This is a genomic window from Anoxybacillus sp. UARK-01, assembly GCF_002075365.1.
Taxonomy (GTDB): domain Bacteria; phylum Bacillota; class Bacilli; order Bacillales; family Anoxybacillaceae; genus Anoxybacteroides; species Anoxybacteroides rupiense.
Genome location: NZ_NASY01000031.1, coordinates 144531 through 168352 on the forward strand (window position 1 = coordinate 144531; position 23822 = coordinate 168352).

The following is a 23822-nucleotide window of genomic DNA, read 5'->3' on the forward strand; positions in this document are numbered from 1 at the left end:
AGAGCTTCTTACCTGATGGCGCGATGGAGCATTGCGTATGACGATATAAATACAACTCGATTCCTTCTTTTGTTTCCGTGTGAACAGGTGATGATCCAATTTCGGCGATCGCTCGACCGTCGAAAAATGGGGGGCTCTGTTTGGAAAACGGCTATACGGCTTACCTTTTGATGATATGTATTCTATTTATAGACAAGCATGCCATTTCGTTTTTTTACAAAAACATGCTATGATGAAGAAAACGAATGTTGGAAAGGAGCTCATTTTCGATGACGCATGCACACATCACAACATGGGTGATTGCTTTCATTTTATTTTTTGTTTCTTTGGCGATGTACAAAGCTCATTCTCCGAAGGCGAAAATCGTCCATATGATTTTACGCTTGTTTTATCTGCTCATTATCGCTACTGGAGCGATGCTATTGTTTAGCTTGTATTCGATTTCAGCGCTGTATATCGTAAAAGCGATTGTCGGTCTTTGGGTCATTGTCGCGATGGAGATGGTGACGGTCCGCGCCAAAAAGGGAGAGCGTGCCCAAAGTGCTTGGATTCAGCTTGTACTGGCTTTTGTGCTTGTTTTATATTTAGGACTCAAGCTTCCGTTAGGATTCCATGTTTTTTCCTAAACGACAGTCAAGTATTACTTATATTGAAAAGGGTGTCCCAATTACTGTGGACACCCTTTTTAGCTGATTTGTGTGCAAATAAACCGATTGCCTGTATGGAACGTCATTTCAAAGCGATCTTTATTCGTTTCGCCTCGCTCATAATAGTGTTGCACGTTCCCGATCAGCTCTGTATTATCAAAAATCATAAAATTGACGCCTGTACGCTTCTCAAACAAGAGCCCGTTATAGCAATACAGACAATCGTATAATGAAAAATTCAGTTTATTTAGCCATTCAATGAAGCCAAAAAACGTTTTTTCAGGAAGAGCATCAAGCCAGCTGCGATAGGCATACGGCAATCGTTTGCGAAAACGAACCAGCTCGCCATTTTGCAGTAAAACTCTTGTTCCAGATAATTGAATTTCTCCATTGTGTTGATAATATCCGCGAAGCCAGCGGCCGAATCGGAAAATTTCGATTTCCTCATCACTCCACTCTGCAAGCAGTCCTGCTTCTTCCTCTTCTTCATCAAAAAAAACCCATTCCCCGTTTACATATTCAATTTCTCCTTGTATATAAGCGCGCTGTTGGGCGGGAATCTGTGCCAACTTTTGTTCAAGAGTCAAATTTCCTCATCTCCTTTCTTTTTTCGTTTTCACCTATTTGCCCATCATTTATTCACTCTATTGGACAATTCATCGAAATCGCTGCATTTGCATACAATGAAAGCATGCCATAAAGGAAAACGGCGGAGAACGCTTAGCTTTAGAGAGAAAGATGGATTGACAAAGTTTACTCGCTCCACCCGGAGGGAGTTGGTTTCGCACAAGAGAGACGGTCGCCAGAGTAGATAAAGAAAAAAGCGGCGACGAGCGCCTAGCGCTTAGCTGCATATAATGAAAAAAAGCAACCTGTTTTTACGCTGAAGAAAAGAAAGGATTGATTCATATGTGTGGGATCACCGGTTGGGTGGATTTCCAGCGAGAGATGCGCACTGCACAACCAACCATTGAAAAAATGACGGAAGCATTGGCAAAGCGCGGTCCAGATGATACAAACTACTGGTTAGACCAGCATGTGGCATTTGGACATAAACGACTTGTCGTCGTCGATCCAGCAGGCGGCATACAGCCGATGACAAGACAAAAACATGGCAGTGATTATACAATTTGTTATAATGGCGAACTGTATAATACCGAAGAAATTCGCAAAGAGCTTTTAAAAAGGGGCTATACATTTCAAGGCCATTCGGATACAGAAGTATTATTAACAGCCTATATCGAGTGGCAAGAAACATGTGTGGACTATCTTAATGGAATTTTTGCATTCGCCATTTGGGATGGAAAAAATGAAAAATTGTTTTTAGCAAGGGATCGCTTAGGAGTTAAACCGCTCTTTTACCGCCATATTGGAGGCAGTTTATTATTTGGTTCCGAGATTAAAGCGATTTTGGCACATCCTGAAGTAAAGACAGAAATCGGCCGCGAAGGATTGGCGGAAGTGTTTGGATTGGGGCCGTCTCGAACTCCAGGGCACGGAGTATTTAATGGCATTCATGAATTGCGTCCAGCCCATATGCTTATCTATTCGCGAGAAGGTATCAACATTCGCCGCTATTGGAACGTAAAAAGCCATGTCCACTCCGATTCGCTTGAAGAGACGGTAGAGAAAGTCCGTTTTCTACTGACTGATGCAGTGACGCGACAGCTTGTATCCGATGTACCTGTTTGTACGTTTTTATCAGGTGGGGTGGACTCAAGCGCCATTACTGCCATAGCCGCCAATGCGTTTGAAAAGGCTGGGAAAGGCCCGCTGCATACGTATTCGATTGATTATGAAGGGAATGATCAGTACTTTACAGCGAATGATTTTCAACCGAATGCCGATGGTCCTTGGATTGAGAAAATGTCGAATACATTTTCGACAATTCACCATCGTTGTGTCATCTCGCAGCAGGATTTAGCTGATTATTTAACAGAGGCCGTTACGGTACGTGATTTGCCAGGAATGGCCGATGTAGACTCATCGTTGCTTTGGTTTTGTCAACAAATTAAGAAAGACTTTGTTGTTAGCTTATCAGGAGAGTGCGCCGATGAGATTTTTGGCGGATACCCTTGGTTTCATCGCCCAGATGATTTGGCGCGAAATGGATTCCCTTGGATGCGGTCCACGGAGGCACGAATGGATTTGCTTCAAGAAAAATGGCGGAAAAAATTGCGCTTAGATGAGTATGTGCAAACGCGATTTCGTGAAACGATCGCAGAGGTTCCAAGATTGGAAGGAGAGAGTGCCGTCGAAGCGAAACGGCGCGAGCTGTTTTATTTAAATATGATTTGGTTTATGACAACCCTTCTTGATCGCAAAGACCGAATGAGCATGGGAGCGAGCTTAGAGGTGCGTGTGCCATTTGCCGATCACCGTTTAGTAGAATATGTATGGAACATTCCATGGGAAATGAAAATGTACGGAAATCGAGAAAAAGGAATATTGCGTCGAGCGCTGGAAGGAATTTTGCCAGAAGAAGTGCTATATCGCAAGAAAAGCCCTTATCCGAAAACACATCATCCTCTTTATACAGAATTAGTCAAAGCGAGACTGAAAGAAATATTAAAAGAGCGATCCTCTGCACTGTATGAATTTTTTGAAGCTGGAAAGCTAAAAGAAATGGTGGAAACAGGAGGGAAATCATTTCAAATGCCTTGGTTTGGCCAGCTGATGACAGGACCGCAGCTGCTTGCTTATTTGTGCCAAGTTCACACTTGGTTCGAGCATTACTCCATTCAAATTAAAGATTAAAAAAGAAAAAGGAGAAGCTTTTGTTTACCAAGCTTCTCCTTTGCTTTTTATTATGTCGTTCCCACGGGGAATTGGACAAGGGATTTATGGCACCAAGCCTTTGATCGCCAGCGCCATAGCATGAATAGTCCACGCAGCCATTCATCAGCAATAAAAGAAATCCAAATACCGATGAGCCCCAAACCAAAATAAATGCCAAGAATATAGGAAAGCACGACGCTTACTCCCCACATCGATGCAATTCCCAAGTAAACAGGAAACTGCACATCGCCCGCTGCCCGGAGCGAACTAATAATCACTAGATTAAATGAACGGCCCGGTTCAAGTAAAATAGTTAGTAATAATAGCGTTTTTCCCATTTCGATGATCTCTTTGTTATGTGTAAAAAATGAGAGCAGGGGTTCAGCCAATAGATAGCATGTAAAAGCCATAGCAATAGAAATCGAGATGGCGCTATACAAGCTTTTTAAGCAGCGCGCGTATGCTTGCTCATATTGCTTGGCTCCAACGAAATAACCGACGAGAATTTGCGTGCCTTGGCCGACGGCAATGCCAAACAGAAAAACAAACATGATCAAATTTTGCGTATAGATTTTTGCTGTTAGCGCTTCAGTTCCCATCCATGTAATAAAGTATGTGATCACCATTTGCGCTGTATTGTAGGCCAAATTTTCTCCGGCAGCAGGGATGCCGATTTTCAGCAAGCTACGAATGTGATGCATAGGCAAATAGGCGAAGCGTGATAGCGACGGAATCAAGTTCGTTCGCTTGGCCAAAAGGAAAAAGATAGCGATTAATGCGATGATTCGACTAATGGTGGTAGAAATGGCGACTCCTTTGACCCCTAAAACCGGAAGACCAAATGGCCCAAAAATAGAAATGTAATTTCCGATGATATGAAGGATGTTCATGCCGACGGTAATATACATCGTGTCGCGAGTATACCCATGGCTTTTTAAAATGGCCCCAGCCGTCATCATAAGAGCCTGAACAAATAAAAAACCGCCAACGATGGCTAAATAAGAATAGGCTTCATCTAAAAGTTCATCAGGCAGCTTCATGGCATATAATAGTTGCTTTCCAAATAACAGGAGAATGGCACTAAGAAAAAAACTAAAGAAAAAGTTAGCGCTTATGGAAGCAAGGGCAACTTCTCTCGTATTTTTGACATCTTTTGCGCCGATATATTGAGCGACTAAAATAGCAGTACCCATTGCCACAAAATCGAACATGACGATAACAAGAAAAATAATTTGGTTCGCGACGCCGACAGCGGCGACGGCCTGATCAGAATAGTGGCTGAGCATGAGTGTATCAGCACTGCCCATCAACATATACAGAAGCGTTTCGATAAAAATCGGCCAAGTCAGTGCGAATAATGACAAGTGTTTATGATTAGACATAATCGTTCCCTCCTTTATAGCTGAAAGCGACGGCAGTCGATCGCCCGGCCGTCGAAATCGGTGATCATCATCTCATTTGAGAACAAAAAACGTGGATGCATCAAACTTAAATAAACGGCATTTGATCCTGGTATATATAAATCTAGTTCTTTCATCGATTGAAACGTTTTCGATTTTGATTGATGCCGATTTTTTTATAAATAAAAGCTATATTCAGTGTATCGATTTTACGGCATAATAAAAGGGAGCAACACGATTCGATTTGTATATTTCCGACATAAAGAGGAGAGTGATTATGCGGCATATTGCCTTTAGGTGTCCGCCTTTTCCGACCTTTATTAAGGGAGGAGAGGCGATGTTTGTGCAAGGAAAAAAACACTTCAAGCGAACTTTTTCAGTATTTGATTTGCTGTATGTAAAGCGAGGCTGCTTATTTATGGCAGAAGAAGATCAGCTATTTGAAGTAAAAGAAGGAACCTATATGATTCTGATACCGCAACGCGAACATTATGGTTATCGCCCATGTGTGGAAGATACCTTGTTTGTCTGGCTTCATTTCACCATGGAACAACATTATGAGATCCTTCCCAAAGGAGAAATCACTTGGCATGATGTAATGGAACGAGAAGCATCATATGTAGAGGCGGCACAATATCAATTTTACTTGCCGCAGTTTGGGGTAATGAAGCACAAAGAAAGAATGGAGCAATTGCTTGAGCAAGTGGTTCATTTAGAGCACGATGGCTCTCCTGATCGTGCGCTTAAACAGCAGATTTATTTCGCGGAGTTTCTCATGCAGCTTCAGAAACAAGCATTGGACATTCCAACGGCATCAGAAAAAGTATGTGCCGAAGCTGTTCAATATATCCATAAGCACTATCGTGAGCCTTTTGAGATGAAAAAATTAGCTCGATCGTTGCGCTTTCATCCAGACTATATCACGCGCTGCATGCAAAAAACGATGGGAATGAGCGTCATGCAATATTTGCATTACTATCGGATAGCTCAGGCGAAAAAGCAGCTGGCAGAAACGAACGATACGATTGATTCCATCGCCAAGCGGGTAGGGATTGAAGATGCCGCTTACTTTTCCCGCTTGTTTAAAAAAGTGGAGGGAGTGACGCCAACAGAGTACCGCCGCATTGTTTACCGCATATGAAAAGCGAGGAGATGCTTCCTCGCTTTATAACCAATCTTCGATTTTATAGATGAAAAATCCGTATGGTGGAAGTGTCGACTTTAATGTGTCAGCCTCAGCTGCAAACTGCTCATTTGTCCATAAATTCGTGAGCAGCTTTCCTTTTAGAGAGAGAGGCAAGGTGATCTCTATTTCTTGTTCGTTATTGTTCACGAGGAAAATGATCGCTTCTTCTTCGAATGTTTTCATATAGATCAAATGATTCGTTTCATCATTTGCATCGATAAAATGAAGATTTCCGCGATTTCCAAATGCCTTATAAGCCTTGCGCAATGCAATAAGCTTTTGGACATGTCTAAAAAGCTCGCGATTTTGCTGATGTTCATCCCATATCATGCATTTGCGGCAGCCTGGATCTTGATCTCCTGTTATTCCAATTTCATCGCCATAATAGATGCAAGGTGTTCCTGTAAAAGAGAGCTGGAATAAAAACGAGAGCTTTGCTTTCCGCACATCCTCTTTGCAGAGAGTCAGCAGACGAGGCGTATCGTGACTGCCGAGTAAATTAAATGCTACTTCATTTACATTCGTTGGATAGGAATGGAGCACATGTGTCATCATTCCGACAAATTGTGAAGCGCGAATCTCATGTTGAGCAAAGAAACGAAGGGTCCCATTTGTAAAAGGATAATTCATCACAGCGTCGAATTGGTCGCCGCGCAGCCAAGGCATAGCATCATGCCAAATTTCTCCAAGAATATAGGCGTCTGGTTTGATCGTTTTCACCGCTTGGCGAAACTCGCGCCAAAATTGATGATCGACCTCATTAGCGACATCTAAGCGCCAGCCATCAATATCAAATTCACGAATCCAATAAGTCGCCACATCTAATAAATAGTTTTTCACCTCTTGGTTTTCTGTATTCAGCTTTGGCATATTCGGAGTAAAAGCAAATGTATCATAGTTTGGACGCGGCACGGTTTGCAGTGGGAATTCGCGAATATGAAACCAATGTTTATACTTGGAATTTTCTCCATATTTCAGCACGTCTTGAAATGGAGGAAATTCGTAACCGCTATGATTAAAAACCGCATCAAGCATGACGCGAATGCCTTTTTGATGGCAAAGCTCCACAAGCCTTTTAAATGTCTGTTTATCTCCAAATTGCGGATCAATTTCAAAATAATCGATCGTATCATATTTATGATTGGATGATGCTTTAAAGATAGGCGTGAAATAAATTCCATTAACTCCTAGATCAACGAGATGATCCAGTTTCTGAATAATGCCCTCAAAATCTCCACCGAAAAAGCTGGTCGGCGTAGGATCAGCGCTTCCCCACGGCAATGTTCCAGCAGGATTCAATGCTTCATTGCCGTTGGCAAAGCGCTCTGGGAAAATTTGATACCAAATGGTATCTTTTACCCACTCAGGTGCTTGGAACACATCGATTTTGTTTAAAAAAGGAAAACAAAAATAATAAGCGGTATCATCCATCGGTGCCGTTCTGTAAAATCCTTTTTCTGTATAAACGATTTGCTCGTTGTTGCTTGTCAGTTCGAAACCGTAACGGAGGCGACGATATGGAGGAGTTAAGGCGATAAACCAATAATCAAACAGTTCATCTGTTCCGCTTTTTTGCATAGATTGATAGCTTACCTGCCAATGGCCGTTTTCCCATTCGTATGGATCGCCGTAAATAAGGCGGACATGCTCGACGTCATTTTTTTTTGTCCGCAATCGTATATGTAGTGTTTGCTCGTCATATGCATAAGCAAAGTTGTCTTTTGGACGATGATAAATGGCTTCTTTGAACATGGAATCAGCTCCTTTAAAAAAGATTAAGTGCAAGCGATTGCCATTTGATTACACAGTGATAAGATAAATATGATAGCTTGTTTGTTATTTTGCCAAACAAAAAGGAAACGTATTCATTCCGCATGTTTTAAGAGTAATTGATCACTATATAAAAAGTCAATCAATCGCTAAACCAATTGTAAAAGATGTAAAAAAGAGTTGTCAAAATTCAAAATGATTGTATAATAAAAGTGATAATTTGTGCAACCGTTTTCCTAATTGATTATTATGAAAACGCTTGCCATTTTCATTTTTTGTAAATAAACAGGAGGGATCGGAATGAAAAGGATGGTATCTCTTTTTTCCTCGCTCGCATTGACGACAGGGGTGTTGGCAGGGTGCGGACCTGATGGGGAAACAACGAAGACGAATCCAAATGAAGGGAATAAGCAAACGGAAACATCAGAAAACAGCATGCCTCCTAAGCCAGATAAGCTTGTTGTTTGGGAAGATGTCAAGCGGGGAGTAGCGCTTGAGCCAGCCATTAAAGCGTTTGAAGAAAAATATGGGATTAAAGTCGAGTATAAAGAAGTAGAGATGGCGACAAAGCAACGGGAACAATTGCGTTTAGATGGCCCGGCAGGCACAGGTCCCGATGTGATTACAGTGCCTCATGACCAGATCGGCCAGCTTGTAACGGAAGGACTCATTCGTGAAATCAACGTTGATCCATCCGTATTAGATCAGTTTACAGAATCCTCTATCCAAGCGGAGACCTATAAAGGAAAGCTTTATGGGCTGCCAAAGGCCGTAGAAACCCCGGTACTTATCTATAATAAAAAGCTGATGGATAAAGCGCCGGAAACGATGGATGAGCTGTATCAATTTGCGAAGGGCTTTACAAAAGGAGACAAATACGGATTTTTAGCTCTTTGGGATAACTTTTATTTCGCACACGGTGTGATTGCCGGCATGGGCGGCTATGTATTTAAAGAGGATAACGGCACATTGGATCCGAAAAATCTCGGTTTAAATAACGATGGGGCAGTCAAGGGAGCTGAATACATCCAAAAATGGTATAAAGAATTATTCCCGAAAGGAATTATCGGTGAAAACGGCGGTTCGACGATGGATGGCCTGTTTAATGAAGGAAAGGTAGCCTCTGTCATGAATGGACCATGGGCATTTCAAGGGATGCGTGATGCGGGAATTGAAATTGGAGTTGCACCGATGCCAACATTGCCAAACGGAGAACATATGAAAACGCTTATGGGCGTAAAAGGATGGCATGTGTCTGCTTTTTCCAAAAATCCAGAATGGGCGACGAAATTAATTGAGTTTTTAACGAATGAAGAAAGTGCGAAAAAGCGCTTTGAATTAACAAAAGAGATTCCGCCGGTTAAAGCTCTCGTTGATGATCCGCTTATTGCAGAAGATGAAGGGGCCAAGGCTGTGGCGATTCAGTCCCAATACGCGGTTCCGATGCCGAATATTCCGGAAATGTCTGAAGTATGGGGCCCGATGGCAACCGCTCTGCAATTAGTGGCGAACCAAAAGATAAAACCGAAGAAAGCATTAGATGAAGCGATGAAAACCATTCAAACCAATATTGAAACGAATCACTCAGGCGAGTAAAAAGAGAGCGCCTCTCTTTTACGGGATCGGCGATAAGACAACTTGAAGATGAAACAAATGATTGGTGGAAAATTGGCGGTCAAAGGCAAGTCGCTGCCTTGTCTCAGTCACGCCAAAACGTGACCAGGAACCGAACAATCAGCTACTTCCAGGCAAATGAATTTGTCTGGAAGCAATGCTGTTCGGTCGACCGACTATCGAAATCGATAGTGATCGGCTCGCTTTAGGGGTCCATATTGATGCATCAAGAAAAAAACCATTTGCCGATCAAACAGGAGAGTGGAAAAGGTTCCTTGCTTCTGCTGGGCTCCATGTTTTGCACGGGCGTTTATAATATGGATGGCTTCCATGTTTTCACACGCCTATCGCATTTGCCGAACTATGCTTTTATGGCCGATAGAACTTTTGATGATAGAAAAGGATTGGATGCTGAACTGATATTTGCAGGCGATGAATCTAACATTCTCAAATATGAACTGGTTGTGAGTGGTGATATGTTAGAAAGGAGGGGCTTATGTGGAGTCGACTATCTATCAATCTCGTCATCGGAAGATTGCGCTTGGTTTATCGATTATTCCGGGACTCGGACAGCTATACAACCGCCAATATACGAAAGGTATTTTCTTTCTTGTATTAACGGTTTCTTTTTTTATTGTCTTTCATGATTTATTGGATATCGGTTTGTGGGGATTAGTGACGCTTGGTGAAATAGTCCCGCGCGATCATTCCATTTTTTTGTTGGTGGAAGGGATTTTAGCGGCGATCGTGCTCGTATTTGGCCTCGGGTTTTATGCATTTAATTTGCAGGATGCGTATAAAAATGGACAAAAACGCGATCTTGGCTTAAAAATCAACTCGCTGCGTGAACAATATCAAACGCTTGTCGATAGCGGATTTCCTTATTTAATGATCTCGCCGGGATTTATTTTGCTCATTTTTGTCGTTGTTTTTCCGATTATTTTCGTTGTGCTGCTTGCGTTCACAAACTACGATTTGTATCATACGCCGCCAGCTAAATTAGTCAATTGGGTTGGCTTGCGAAACTTTGTTGACTTAGTGAAGCTTGACCTTTGGCGGAAAACGTTTATTAACGTATTGGCATGGACGATTATTTGGACGTTTGGCGCGACTACCTTGCAAATTGCTCTTGGCATTTTCCTAGCGATTCTCGTCAATCAAAAAGATTTAAAAGGAAAAGCGATTATCCGAACTATTTTTATTTTGCCTTGGGCCGTTCCGGCGTTTGTGACTATTTTGATTTTTGCCGGCATGTTTAATGAATCTTTTGGCGCGGTCAATCAAACCATTTTAGCCTCCTTGGGGCTTCCGGCTATTGATTGGATGACAAACCCATTTTGGACAAAGGTGGCGCTGATTTTCATTCAAACATGGCTTGGTTTTCCATTCATTTTTGCGATGACAACGGGTGTGTTGCAATCGATTCCAAGTGAATTGTATGAAGCGGCAACGGTAGATGGAGCTACAGCATGGCAAAAATTCACAAAAATCACGCTTCCTCTCGTTCTTTATACAGTCGCCCCTATTTTAATTACGCAGTATACGTTTAATTTTAATAACTTTAACATTATTTACTTGTTTAATGGCGGAGGGCCGGCGGTCTCGGGCCAAAACGCCGGTGCGACCGATATTTTAATCTCTTGGATCTATCGTCTGACGATGACGTCGGCACAATATTCCAAAGCCGCGGCTGTAACCTTGCTTTTATCGCTTGTTGTTGTCTCCGTTGCTTTATGGCAGTTTAGAAGAACGAGATCATTTAAAGAAGAGGATATGATGTGAAATGGGCATGAAAAGACGAAAAATCATTCGTTTAACCTTGTCGTATATCGTGATTTTAGTGGTCGCCGCCATTATTGTGTATCCGCTTCTTTGGGTTATTGGCTCTTCGTTTAATCCCGGGCAGAGCTTGTCGGGGTCGAAGATGATCCCAGAGAATGCAACGCTCGCTCATTATAAAGAGCTGTTCGACCCTGATCAAAGCGATTATTTGCGCTGGTACTGGAACTCTTTAAAAATCTCTACACTCACGATGGTTTTTTCTGTTATTCTCGTAAGTTTGACGGCCTATTCATTTTCCCGCTACCGTTTTATCGGAAGGAAAAATGGTTTAATCACCTTCTTGATTTTGCAAATGATTCCGAACTTCGCCGCATTAATTGCTATTTATGTTTTAGGGCTGCTCACAAAATTAATTGATACGCATTTAGGGCTGATTCTTGTTTATGTAGGCGGATTTATCCCGATGAACACTTGGTTGATGAAAGGTTATTTAGATACGATTCCGAGAGAGCTTGATGAATCTGCGAGAATCGACGGTGCCGGACATCTGCGCATTTTTTGGCAAATTATTATGCCGTTGGCTAAACCGATCATTGCGGTTGTGGCGCTATTTACTTTTACGGGACCGTTTGCCGATTTTATTTTGGCCAGCGTTCTGCTTCGCAGCAAAGAAAAGTATACGCTGGCTGTTGGGCTGTATGACTTGGTCGCAAAGCAATTTGGAAGTGAATTTACAACGTTTGCTGCTGGTTCTGTGCTGATCGCTCTGCCGATTGCGATCCTGTTCCTTTCGTTCCAAAAATATTTTGTATCGGGATTGACAGCTGGCGGAACAAAAGGATAAGAAAGAGGGGGGAAGAACCGTTCAAGTTCTTTCCTTTCATGCTATTTCGAGCTATATTAAAACAGTAAGTAGACTCGAAATAGATAGGGAGTGGGAAGGTTGAAACGAGCATTTGCTTCTAGTTTAGCGTTTCTTTTTTTACTTTCATTTGCCATTCCTGCACAGGCAGACACAAATGAAAAGCGGACATGGCAAGACGAAACCGTCTACTTTATGATGGTTGATCGATTTAACAATTTGGATTCGACAAACGACCAAGGTGTCAATGTCAAAGATCCTCGCGCCTATTTCGGAGGGGATTTAAAGGGAATTACAGCTAAACTGGATTATATTCAAAGCATGGGATTTACAGCGATTCGACTGACGCCGATTTTTCAAACGGACCCAGGGGATTATCAAGGAAAGAAGGTTACGGATTTTTATAAAGTCGATCCGCGTTTTGGAACGCTCAGCGATTTAAAAACATTGGTGAAAGAAGCGCATAAGCGTCATATGAAGGTGATTTTGGATTTTGTGACGAATCATACGTCATCTCGCCATCCGTGGGTAAACGATCCGGCGAAAAAAGATTGGTATCATGAGAAAAGGGAGATTTCAGACTGGAATAATCCGCGGCAAATAGAGACCGGCTGGTTAAATGGGTTGCCAGATCTTGCGCAAGAAAATCCGGAAGTGAAACGTTATTTGATTGATGCTGCTAAATGGTGGATAAAAGAAACGGATATTGATGGTTATTATCTTGATGACGCTAGATATGTGCCTAAATCGTTTTGGCAGGGGTTTGCAAATGAAGTCAAAGCAGTAAAGAAAGACTTTTATCTGCTTGGAGGAATAGACAGCAATGATCCGCGTTATATAGCCGATTATGAGAAGGATGGAATCGATGGTTTTCTTGATTATCCTTTTTATAATGAAGAGTCAAAGGTATTGAGCAATGTGAATCAATCGCTTGCGCCGCTTTATCGTGTTTGGAAGAACAATGTCTCTTATTATGATCATCCTTATTTGTTAGGTACGTTTTTGGACAATGACAGAACTGTTCGATTCACAAGGCTTGCTTTAGAAAACAAGCAAAATCCGATAACCAGAATGAAGCTTGGTCTAGCTTATTTATTTTCAGCGCCAGGCGTTCCTATTGTCTATTACGGAACAGAAATTGTGTTAGACGGAGGAAAGGCTCCTGATAATCATCGCCTTATGAATTTCCGCACCGACGATGAAGTGGTGAACTATATAAAAAAATTAGGAGAACTGCGCGGGCAATTACCTTCTTTGCGGCGGGGGGATTTTGCTCTCTTGTACGAAAAGAAGGGAATGGCTGTTTTTAAACGAACATATAAGGGAGAAACAGCTGTCATCGCGATAAATAATACAAACAAAACGCAAAAAGTCCATTTAACAAACGCTCAGCTTGCCCCTGGAAAAGAGTTGAGAGGACTGTTATCTGGCGATTTAGTGCGAAGCAGCAAAAACGGGTATAACTTGATTTCGGATAGGGAAACAGCAGAAATTTACGTGCTTGCCAAAAAGACGGGTCTGAATATTCCATTTATCGCTGCGCTCATTGCTGTTTATGTCTTGTTTGGATTGTTTTTATACTATGCGAAAAAGCGTGCCAAACGGTCTAGGTAGGAGGGAAAAAAGATGCTGGAAGATACAAGCTTTGCTATTTTGCCGGATCGCGAGGGAAAGCGGCGTAAACGGAATGTAATCGATATCGGAAACGTGCTGGCTTTTTCCTGTAAAGATGAAGTGTTTTTCTTCCGATGTGATGCAGGTGTAGTGAACGTTCAGTTTTATGATCATCCTATCGTCCGCGTCGCTTTTAATCCTTTTGGCGAAACGAGCATGAAAACAAGCCGTGCCGTCGTCATGCAGCCAAAAAAGGTAAAAGTGGATGTGCATGAAACAGAGGAACAGGTGGAGCTGGCTTCACCACAAATGAAAGTGGTAGTGAAAAAACGTCCCTTTCGTGTGCAGATTTATGATCAAGCGGGTCGTTTGCTTGTAGGGGAGGAAGCGAGAGGGATGGCCTTCACTTATGAAGGTGATGTTTACTGTTATAAAGGAATGGATCAGGCCGACCATTTTTATGGACTCGGTGAAAAAACCGGATTTCTGAATAAGCGCGGTGAAAAATGGATCATGTGGAATACAGATGTGTATGCGCCGCATAATCCAGAAACGGACCCTCTTTATCAGTCTCATCCGTATTTTATGACGTTGCGGAATGGATGGGCACACGGTTTGTTTTTTGACAATACGTATCGGACCATATTTGATTTTCAAACGTTCGAAGATGAATATTGTTTCGCCGCGGAGGGCGGATCGATTGATTATTATGTATTTGCCGGTCCGACTCCGCGCGATGTATTGAAGCAATATACGAATCTGACAGGAAAAATGCCGATTCCTCCTAAATGGGCGCTCGGCTATCACCAATCGCGCTATAGCTATGAAACGGAGCAGGAAGTAAGAGAACTGGTGCAGACGTTTATAGAAAAAGATATTCCGCTTGATGCGGTGTATTTAGATATCCATTATATGGATGGCTATCGCGTGTTTACATTTGATAGAAACCGCTTTCCGAATCCGAAGCAGCTGATTGCCGATTTGAAACAGAAAGGGGTTCGTGTTGTTCCGATTGTAGATCCTGGGGTAAAGGTGGATCCTGAATACGCCATTTATCAAGAAGGAGTAAGGAACGATTATTTTTGCAAATACATGGAGGGAAATCTTTTCATTGGGGAGGTCTGGCCAGGAAAAAGCGCGTTTCCGGATTTCACAAATGAACAAGCGCGAAGCTGGTGGGGCGACAAGCATCGGTTTTATGCTGATTTAGGCATCGAAGGTATTTGGAACGATATGAACGAACCGTCTGTGTTTAATGAAACAAAAACGATGGATATTACTGTGATGCATGATAACGATGGAAATCCGAAAACGCATCGTGAACTTCATAACCTTTACGGATTGATGATGGGAGAAGCGACATACACTGGCATGAAAAAGCTGTTGAACGGAAAGCGTCCGTTCTTGTTAACGCGTGCCGGTTTCTCAGGTATCCAACGCTATGCAGCTGTATGGACGGGAGATAATCGCAGCTTTTGGGAGCATTTGCAAATGTCGTTGCCAATGTGCATGAATTTAGGATTATCAGGCGTCGCGTTTTGCGGAGCGGATGTTGGCGGGTTTGCTCACGATACGAACGGGGAGCTTTTAGCACGTTGGACGCAGGTGGGGGCGTTTACTCCATATTTTCGCAATCATTGTGCGATCGGATTCCGCCGGCAAGAACCGTGGGCGTTTGCTGAAAAGTATGAGCGAATTATCAAACAATATATCCAGATGCGCTACGAATGGTTGCCGTATTTATACACGCTTTTTGCAGAAGCTCATGAGACAGGTGCTCCTGTCATGCGACCTTTGCTTTTTGAGTATCCGGATGATCCTCATACGTATAATCTTTATGATGAATTTTTGCTTGGTGACAATGTGTTGGTTGCTCCGATTATGACGCCTAACACCGCTTATCGAGCCGTATATTTGCCGAGAGGGAAGTGGATCGATTATTGGACAGATACCGTTTGGGAGGGAGGTCAATACCAACTGGTTCATGCGGAATTAGACAAGCTCCCAATTTTTGTGAAGCAAGGCTCAGCCATTGCGCTTGCCAATGCAAGACGTTCTACTGATATGCCGGATGAACAGCGCATCGTGCGCTTATATAAAAAGTGTGATGGAAAAACCGCATATACGATATATGATGATGATGGACAAACGTTTGCTTATGAGAAAGGAATTTATTTCCGTTTGCATTTGGATATAAGGTATGATGAGAATATTGTTCGGATTGACACGAAAACGGAAGGGGAGTACCGGCCAGACTGGAAGCTGTCATTTGCGATTCATGGAGGAACGGCACAGACGACTGTGATCGTCGATGGAAACGAGCAACATGGTAGATGGGATGATAAGCAGAACATCTTATGGATCGACCACAATTGAGGGATGGAGAAGGAGGGATGTGAAATGAACGTCACCATTAAAGATGTTGCAAAACGAGCGAATGTGGCTCCCTCCACTGTTTCAAGAGTCATTGCAGATAGTCCGCGCATTAGTGAAAAAACAAAGAGAAAAGTGCGAGAAGCGATGAAAGAGCTTGGCTATCATCCCAATTTTATTGCCCGGAGCCTGGCGAATCAATCGTCGCAGGTGATTGGAATCGTGATGCCGAGCTCAACTGACCAAGCGCTGCAAAATCCGTTTTTTCCTGAGGTGATTCGCGGAATTAGCAAAGCAGCACATGAGAAAAAATATGCTTTGCAAATGTCGACAGGCGAAAAGGAAAGCGAGATTTATGAAGGTGTGATCGAAATGCTGCAGGGGCGGCGGGTTGACGGTGTTATTTTGCTTTACTCTAGAACGAATGATAAACTGATGAAATATTTGCAGAAGAACCGCTTCCCATTTGTTGTCATTGGAAAGCCTCACCAGATGGCAGAACAAATTACTCATGTCGATAATGATAACTATCGCGCGGCAAAAGAAGCGACTCAATATTTAGTTGAGCTTGGGCATAAGCGAATAGCATTTGTCGGCGGCAATATCAGCTATTTAGTGACAGTCGATCGGCTGCTAGGATATGAAGCGGCGCTTAAAGAAGCCGGGCTGCCGTACCGCCAAGAGTATATTATGCATGAAGAATTTTTAAAAGAAGGCGGACAAGAAGCGATGAAAGAGCTGCTGTCGTTACGTGAACCGCCGACAGCGTTAGTGGTGGCGGATGATTTGATGGCGCTTGGGGTTTTGAATACGTTGGACGAGATGAACGTTCGCGTTCCTGAGGATATATCCATTGTCAGCTTTAATAATACGCTGTTAGCGGAGCTCTCACGTCCTCCATTAACATCAGTCGATATTCATATTTTTCAGCTTGGATATGAAGCAGCGAAAAGTTTGATCGAAAAAATTGCGAATCCAAATGAGCCGGTCAAGCGAATTATTATTCCGCACCAGCTTATGAAACGATTTTCCTGCGATGACGATCAAATGAAATGAAAAACGTTAGATGGCCGACAAAGTCCATTTCGGCTTTGTCGGCCATCATTGTCAAGCATTCTTTGTTTCCGCACCAGGCTGGCTTGCGCTCGGCCGACAAGGAACGCAGTCAAGCGAAGACGAAAATCGAATAAGAGAGGCTTGCGAGCGGCCAAAATTCAGGCGCTTTTTTGCTCATAAGAAGAATGGGTGATTCGTATATAAACAAAAAACTTGCAACATATCGTTGCAAGTCTATCAAAGGGAAGAGAGGGGTCACCTTTTGGTTTGTGCAAAAGGCTGATAGCAAACACTGTACGTAATAATCATAATTGGATTATACATGATAAATCAAGTTTACTGTAAATAAAATTAACAATAAATGTTCAATTTCATTACATTTACCCGTTCACGATTTTTCCGCCATTCACATGAATCATTTGCCCTGTTATATAGGAGGCGTCATCGCTGGCGAGAAACACATAGCTTGGCGCTACTTCCTCAGGCTGTCCAGGTCGTTTCATCGGCGTATTCGAACCGAATGCAGCTACTTGCTCGCTGGAAAAGGTTGATGGAATGAGGGGCGTCCAAATCGGTCCGGGGGCGACACCGTTGACGCGAATTCCTTTTTGTACCAAAGATTTAGCTAACGAGCGTGTAAATGTCGCGATCGCTCCTTTTGTTGCCGAATAATCGAGCAGCTGCTCGTTGCCCTCATAAGCTGTAATGGATGAGGTGTTAATAATGGAGCTGCCTTCTTTTAAATAAGGAAGTGCCGCTTTCGCTAAATAAAAGTAGCCAAACACATTCGTGCGAAACGTTTTTTCTAGCTGCTCTGAGGTGATGTGCAGCAGGCTGTCTTGAGGATGTTGTTCAGCTGCGTTATTGACAAGAATATCTAGCTTTCCAAATGCAGCGATGACTTGCTTGACAGCTTCGATACAAAAATGCTCATCTCCCACATCTCCGGCAATCAACAGGCATTGGCGCCCCTCTTCTTCAACTTGCCGCTTGGTTTCTTCTGCATCTTGGTGTTCATTCAAATAAATAATGGCGACATCCGCGCCCTCTTTCGCAAAATAAATGGCAACCGCTCGGCCGATTCCGCTGTCTCCGCCGCTAATTAAGGCGATCTTTCCTTGAAGCTTGCCGCTTCCTCGATAGGCAGGATCCTCGGAGACGGGCTCGGGCTGCATCACGGATTGTAATCCCGGCTGCTGGTATTGATGCTGTGGCGGCAAGGTCATTTGCTGCTTTGTGACCATCTTGATCATTCCTCCCTTATACCATCATGTTCAGTCATTGTTTAGTATGGGAGAATCAAGCGAAAATATCACGAAAGCTGTTTATCCATTATTTTACTGTATACATACAGCTTGATGGATCAACATTTATCCCGGAAGTGAGGCATCCCTGAAAAAATGATGATAAAAGAAGGACGTGACTGGTGACATTCGATCAGACGAAACAAAAAAGCTGGCATTCGCCAGCTTTTTTACAATACATTAAAGTATTTCGCTTCTGGATGAGCAAAAACGATGGCAGATACAGAGGCTTCGGGTTCCATCATAAATTCCTCCGTTAAATCAATTCCAATCTCTTCCGGATGCAAAAGATGGAACAGTTTTTCTTGGTCTTCTAGGTTTGGGCATGCCGGATAGCCAAAAGAAAAGCGTTGTCCTTGATATTTGGCGGCGAACCGTTCCTCCATTGTGAAATCAGGATCGTCTGGAAATCCCCAACGGTCGCGCATGACTTGATGGATCCGTTCAGCCAGCCCTTCTGCTACTTCAAGCGCCAGCGCTTGAATTGCATGGCTTTTTAAAAATTCGCCGCTTTTTTTCCATTCTTGCGCTAGCTCACGGATGCCTGTTCCAGCGGTCACGGCAAATAATCCTACATAATCAAGCTGCCCGCTTTCCACCGGCTTGATATAATCAGCCAAACAAAGATAAGGTGACTGGCGCTGCCGCGGAAACTCGAATGTTTCGATCATGGTTTTTTCATCTTTCGGCGAGTAAATATAAATACGGTTTCCATCGCTTTGAGCGGGAAAAAATTGATAGACAGCCGCTGGCTTTAACCACTGTTGCTGTTTGGCGGCAGAGAGAAGATCCTCTATCAATTGTTTGAGAAAAACAGCTTTTTCATTTTGTTCCGCTAATAACTTTTTCACTTTTCCTTTCAAGCCAAGGTGATGTCCGAGCAGCATTTGCCAGTTCATATACGGCTCAATATGGGCGAGCGGGATATCTTTTAGGACATGACGCTCTAGATCTGCCGGAACATATACTGGAACATGGATGGATACATTGGACCGAACAAGGGTAGCCGTTTGCGATGATGACGCTGATACCGTAAAGCTTTGTTCCTTTCGTTTATATTCAACCTCGTTTTGCTGCAGGCGGTTGGCAAGGGAGAGACCGTCCATGGCGTCTTTTGCATAAAGCACGATTCCGTCGTACTCTGGAGCGATTTTATTTTCGGTAAATTTTCGCGATAATGCTGCTCCACCGACAAGAATAGGCAAGGAAATGCCGGCTTGTTTTAAATCTTGAGCGGTTAGCACCATTTGTTGGGCTGATTTGACGAGCAGCCCCGACAAGCCAATAATGTCGGGTTTTTCGGCTTTTATGGCTTCAATCAGCTGCTGGGAAGTGACTTTAATGCCTAGATCCACTACGTGATAGCCGTTGTTGCTCAAAATAATGTCCACTAAATTTTTGCCGATGTCATGCACATCCCCTTTGACGGTAGCAAGCATCACTTTTCCTTTTAGACTGGTTTCGGTTTTTTCCATATAAGGCTCCAAAAAGGCGACCGCTGCTTTCATCACCTCAGCACTTTGCAGGACTTCAGCGACAATGAGCTGGTTGTCATTGAACAGCCGGCCTACTTCATCCATACCGGTCATAAGCGGACCATTGATAATATCGAGAGGGTTGTTATATGTTTGCAAGGCCAACTCTAAATCCTCAAGCAATCCCTCTTTTGTTCCTTCGACGACATAGGAGGCGAGCCGTTCCTCGAGCGATAAATGAGTATTCGTTTTTTTCGTTTCTTTCGTTTTGCCCCGGTAAAACTGAATAAAGGTGTTTAAAGTTTCATCATTCGTATGAAAGAGGAGCGCCTCAGCCAATTGCACTTCCTCCGCTGGAATGGAAGCAAAGCGCTCAAGCTTTTCCGTATTAACAATCGCGTAATCAAGGCCGGCTTGCGTACAATGATATAAGAAAACAGAATTTAAAATTTCCCTGCCAACTGGCGGCAATCCGAATGAGACATTGCTGATACCGAGTATGGTTGGACAATGTGGCAGCTGTTCTTTAATGAGTCGGATGCCCTCAATCGTTTCTTTCGCGGCGCCAATATATTGTTCGTCGCCGGTGCCGACTGGAAAAACGAGCGGATCAAAAATAATGTCATGTGGCGGTATGCCGTATTTATTGACAAGCAAATCGTAAGAACGCAAAGCGATTTCAAGCTTTCGTTCAGCGGCAATGGCCATTCCTTGTTCATCAATCGTGCCAACAACAACGGCCGCTCCATAGCGATGAATGAAAGGAGCAATTTTTTCGAAACGCTCCTCTCCGTCTTCGAGGTTAATGGAATTAATAATCGCTTTTCCTTGCGAATAGGAAAGGGCGCACTCAATCACTTTTTCATCCGTTGAATCAATCACGAGCGGCACCTTTACCTTTCGAACGACTTGCTGGATAAATTGTTCCATATCTTCCTTTTCGTCGCGATCCGGATCTGCAAGGCAGATATCGATGACATGAGCGCCGTTTTTTACTTGCGTTCGAGCAATTTCCGCTGCTTCTTCATATTTTCCTTCCGCAATCAAACGTTTAAATTTGCGAGAGCCGATGACGTTTGTTCGTTCGCCGACAAAAAGCGGGCGCATTGTTTCATCGTAAATAAGTGGCTCGATTCCTGAAACAGCATGAACGGAGAATGAGGTTGGAATCGTGCGCGGAGCGACATCGCGAACCGCTTCAGCGATAGCGCGAATATGAGACGGCGTTGTGCCACAGCAGCCGCCGACGATATTGAGCCAGCCTTTCTCAGCAAAGCGGCGGATTTTTTTGGCTAACATATCCGGTGTTTCGTGATAATGCCCTTCTTCATCCGGGAGCCCGGCGTTTGGATAACAGCTGACGGCTGTATCGGCTAGTTGAGAAAGAGAACGCAAGTGATCAGTCATAAACTCCGGCCCAGTTGCACAGTTGAGCCCAATGGCAAATGGCTTCATATGGCGGACGGAAATAAAAAACGATTCAATCGTTTGTCCCGCCAGCGTCGTTCCCATCGGTTCAATCGTCCCAGATATCATAAGCGGAACGATTTTTCCTATCTTTTGAAATGCTTTTGAAATGCCGATAAAACCCGCTTTTACGTTAAGTGTATCTTGACACGTTTCTAAAAGCAGAAGATCGACGCCGCCGATTAATAGGCCGCGCGCTTGCTCTTCATAGGAGGCTACAAGTTGGGCAAATGTTGTCCCCCCGGTAACAGAAAGGGTTTTCGTTGTTGGACCCATCGAACCGGCGACAAACCGCGGCCAGCTTGAAGTGGAATGGCGTTCAGCCGCCCGCTTAGCCAGCTTGGCTGCTTCTATATTTAATTCAAGCGCCATATGGCCGAGCCCATATTCGTCTAACACCATGCTGGTAGCACCGAACGTATTGGTTTCAATGATATCGGCTCCCGCTTCAAGATAGGCTTCGTGAATCTGTGCAATGACGTGAGGGGAGGTCACAGATAAATATTCATTGCATCCTTCGTATGATTCGCCGCCAAAATCAGCAGCTGTAAGCTCGGCGCTTTGAATCATCGTTCCCATTGCTCCATCCATTACTAAAATTTTCTTTTTCAGCTGATTATACAGTTGGCTAGCCATGATGAAGTACCTTCCTTTCTGAAATCGAACGTTCTTTTTCTTGAATATAGCGGACGAGCTCGACTGTCATTTCATAGCGCAAAAACGGCGTAATTAAATAAATGCCGCGAAATAAATCAAAAGCCGCATCGATGAGCGATTTGGCGATGGCAATTCCTTCTCTCGACGATTGAATCGGATCATGGGCGCAAGCCGCCATTCGGGAACGAATATCGTCCGATAACGTGATTCCCGGTACTTCGTGATGCAGAAAGTCGGCGTTACGTGCGCTTGTAAGCGGCATAATGCCGATATAAATCGGCGCTTCAAGATGTTTCGTTGCCTCGTATACCTCTTCGATTTTTTGTTCGGAATAGAGCGGCTGCGAAATAAAGTAGTGGGCGCCGCACTGAATCTTTTTCTCAAGCCGCTGCACCGCTTTATCTAAATAACGGACATTCGGATTGAAGGCCGCAGCGATAGAGAAGTTGGTTTTTTGCCCAAGCGGCTGACCGGAGTAGGAAATCCCTTCATTAAATTGGCGAATCAGCTGAATTAAATCAAATGATGACAAATCATACACAGATGTTGCGCCAGGAAATTCGCCGATTTTGGATGGATCTCCGGTGACAGCAAGTACATCCGTAATGCCAAGTGTATGCAATCCCATTAAATGAGATTGCAGACCAATCAGATTGCGGTCGCGGCATGTAATGTGGATCAGCGGACGGATGCCTAGCTGTTGCTTAATAAGGGTTCCGAGCGCGACATTGCTGATGCGCGGAGTAGCTAAAGAATTATCAGCCAGTGTTAGGGCATCAATATTCGTTTCTTTGAGCGCTTTCGCTCCTTCCAAAAATTTTCCGATGCCCAGCTTTTTCGGCGGATCTAATTCAACAAGGACCGACCGACGTTTTTTTACGATATTTTCTAAAGGCGGTTCAGATTTTGGCTCTGCTGATGGAATCGAGATGGTTGCTTGCTGCTGTTTCACTTGTTTCGTTTGAATTGGCGTGCGATCAATCAAGGCTTGTGCCATCGCCGCAATATGTTTAGGCGTCGTTCCGCAGCAGCCGCCGATCAGGCGGACGCCTTGTTCGCGAAAGGAGAGAGCCGTTTCCTTAAAATATTCGGCGTTCGTTTCATAAACAAGGCGGCCGTCGCGATAATCCGGAAGGCTAGCATTCGGATAAGCGGAAAGGAATGCGGTGCTGGGAAGCGGCACGGCTTCAAGAGAACGAATCATATGATACGGACCAAGATGGCAGTTTAATCCAACTACATCGGCCCCCAATTGTTCCAATTGGGAAAGCGCATCGCTGAGCGGAGTCCCGTCTTGCAGCACGCCAACACCGTGAAGGGTCACATGGGCGATAATCGGTAATGTTGTTTCTTTTCGGGCGATGGCGAGCACCGTTTGAAGCTCCTCTAAGTCGTAATAGGTTTCAAGCAGAATTCCATCTACTTCTTCGTGCAAAAGCACGTACAACTGCTCCCGAAACGTCCGTTTCACTTCTTCAAGAGTGATGGCGCTTTTCTTGAATGTGCGAAGACCGCCGATGGTTCCAAGAACATAGGCACGGCCTGAGGCCGCTTGTTTCGCTAGCTTTACAGCTGCGCGGTTGATTTCTTTTACATCGTCCTCCAATCCATAGCGTGCTAGCTTCATATAGTTTGCGCCATATGTATTGGTTTGAATGACTTCTGCGCCAGCGTCAAGATAAGCTTCATGAATATGGATAATATCTTCTGGTTTGGAGAGATTCAATTCTTCAAAACATCGGTCAATTCCATGGGAGTATAATAAAGTTCCCATCGCCCCATCGGCGATGATGATTCGTTTCTGCAATTCTTCTAAAAATCCCATGCGTATCACTCC

The 23822-nt window shown here is 43.7% G+C and carries 16 protein-coding genes; 10 read left to right on the plus strand and 6 right to left on the minus strand.

Annotated features, from left to right (window positions below):
* Positions 1-269: 269 nt before the first annotated feature.
* The gene (locus tag B6A27_RS05200) at positions 270-626 is read left to right on the plus strand and encodes a YisL family protein (protein WP_080860541.1); all 357 of its coding nucleotides are present in this window, start codon (positions 270-272) and stop codon (positions 624-626) included.
* A 59-nt stretch (positions 627-685) separates the two neighbouring features.
* On the opposite strand, the gene B6A27_RS05205 is transcribed toward B6A27_RS05200, so the two are convergent.
* Positions 686-1234 carry a DUF2777 family protein gene (locus B6A27_RS05205; protein ID WP_080860543.1) on the minus strand — a complete coding sequence of 183 codons (549 nt, stop codon included), beginning with the start codon at positions 1232-1234 and terminating at the stop codon, positions 686-688.
* A gap of 322 nt (positions 1235-1556) precedes the next feature.
* Between B6A27_RS05205 and asnB the strand changes: the two genes are divergently transcribed.
* Positions 1557-3404: an asparagine synthase (glutamine-hydrolyzing) gene (gene asnB, locus B6A27_RS05210; RefSeq protein WP_080860544.1), complete on the plus strand. Its 1848-nt coding sequence runs from the start codon at positions 1557-1559 to the stop codon at positions 3402-3404.
* Between the two features lie 50 nt (positions 3405-3454).
* Here asnB and B6A27_RS05215 read toward each other — a convergent pair whose 3' ends face one another.
* Positions 3455-4810 carry an MATE family efflux transporter gene (locus B6A27_RS05215; RefSeq protein ID WP_369824144.1) on the minus strand — a complete coding sequence of 452 codons (1356 nt, stop codon included), beginning with the start codon at positions 4808-4810 and terminating at the stop codon, positions 3455-3457.
* A 292-nt stretch (positions 4811-5102) separates the two neighbouring features.
* On the opposite strand from B6A27_RS05215, the gene B6A27_RS05220 reads away from it, so the two are divergent.
* On the plus strand, positions 5103-5966 hold the full coding sequence (locus B6A27_RS05220) for a helix-turn-helix transcriptional regulator (RefSeq protein WP_080860548.1): 864 nt from the start codon (positions 5103-5105) through the stop codon (positions 5964-5966).
* A 24-nt stretch (positions 5967-5990) separates the two neighbouring features.
* Here the strand turns inward: B6A27_RS05220 and B6A27_RS05225 are convergent, their stop codons facing one another.
* A complete protein-coding gene (locus B6A27_RS05225; protein ID WP_080860549.1) occupies positions 5991-7763 on the minus strand; it encodes an alpha-glycosidase in 1773 nt (590 codons plus the stop codon).
* A 318-nt stretch (positions 7764-8081) separates the two neighbouring features.
* On the opposite strand from B6A27_RS05225, the gene B6A27_RS05230 reads away from it, so the two are divergent.
* The 7 genes from B6A27_RS05230 (at position 8082) to B6A27_RS18600 (ending at position 17216) form a co-directional block, all read left to right on the plus strand.
* Positions 8082-9377 (plus strand): extracellular solute-binding protein, encoded by a 1296-nt coding sequence (locus tag B6A27_RS05230; protein ID WP_080860551.1) that lies wholly within the window; start codon positions 8082-8084, stop codon positions 9375-9377.
* Between the two features lie 516 nt (positions 9378-9893).
* Complete coding sequence (locus B6A27_RS05235; RefSeq protein WP_080860571.1) at positions 9894-11177, plus strand: carbohydrate ABC transporter permease; 1284 nt, start codon at positions 9894-9896, stop codon at positions 11175-11177.
* Position 11178: 1 nt separating this feature from the next.
* On the plus strand, positions 11179-12021 hold the full coding sequence (locus B6A27_RS05240; RefSeq protein WP_044745691.1) for a sugar ABC transporter permease: 843 nt from the start codon (positions 11179-11181) through the stop codon (positions 12019-12021).
* A 99-nt stretch (positions 12022-12120) separates the two neighbouring features.
* Entirely contained in the window at positions 12121-13653 is a 1533-nt protein-coding gene (locus tag B6A27_RS05245) for an alpha-amylase family glycosyl hydrolase (RefSeq protein WP_236631793.1), read from the plus strand.
* Positions 13654-13665: 12 nt separating this feature from the next.
* Positions 13666-16029 carry a glycoside hydrolase family 31 protein gene (locus B6A27_RS05250; protein ID WP_139788069.1) on the plus strand — a complete coding sequence of 788 codons (2364 nt, stop codon included), beginning with the start codon at positions 13666-13668 and terminating at the stop codon, positions 16027-16029.
* Positions 16030-16053: 24 nt separating this feature from the next.
* The gene (locus B6A27_RS05255; RefSeq protein ID WP_080860572.1) at positions 16054-17082 is read left to right on the plus strand and encodes a LacI family DNA-binding transcriptional regulator; all 1029 of its coding nucleotides are present in this window, start codon (positions 16054-16056) and stop codon (positions 17080-17082) included.
* Positions 17079-17216, plus strand: a complete 138-nt coding sequence (locus B6A27_RS18600; protein WP_161491030.1) for a hypothetical protein — start codon at positions 17079-17081, stop codon at positions 17214-17216. Before B6A27_RS05255 ends, B6A27_RS18600 begins: the two co-directional genes overlap by 4 nt.
* 246 nt (positions 17217-17462) lie before the next feature.
* Here B6A27_RS18600 and B6A27_RS05260 read toward each other — a convergent pair whose 3' ends face one another.
* From B6A27_RS05260 to B6A27_RS05270, 3 genes are all read right to left on the minus strand, one after another.
* Complete coding sequence (locus B6A27_RS05260) at positions 17463-18326, minus strand: SDR family oxidoreductase (RefSeq protein WP_044745694.1); 864 nt, start codon at positions 18324-18326, stop codon at positions 17463-17465.
* A 230-nt stretch (positions 18327-18556) separates the two neighbouring features.
* On the minus strand, positions 18557-21964 hold the full coding sequence (gene metH, locus B6A27_RS05265) for a methionine synthase (RefSeq protein ID WP_080860573.1): 3408 nt from the start codon (positions 21962-21964) through the stop codon (positions 18557-18559).
* Positions 21957-23810: a bifunctional homocysteine S-methyltransferase/methylenetetrahydrofolate reductase gene (locus B6A27_RS05270; protein WP_080860574.1), complete on the minus strand. Its 1854-nt coding sequence runs from the start codon at positions 23808-23810 to the stop codon at positions 21957-21959. Before B6A27_RS05270 ends, metH begins: the two co-directional genes overlap by 8 nt.
* Positions 23811-23822 lie beyond the last annotated feature (12 nt).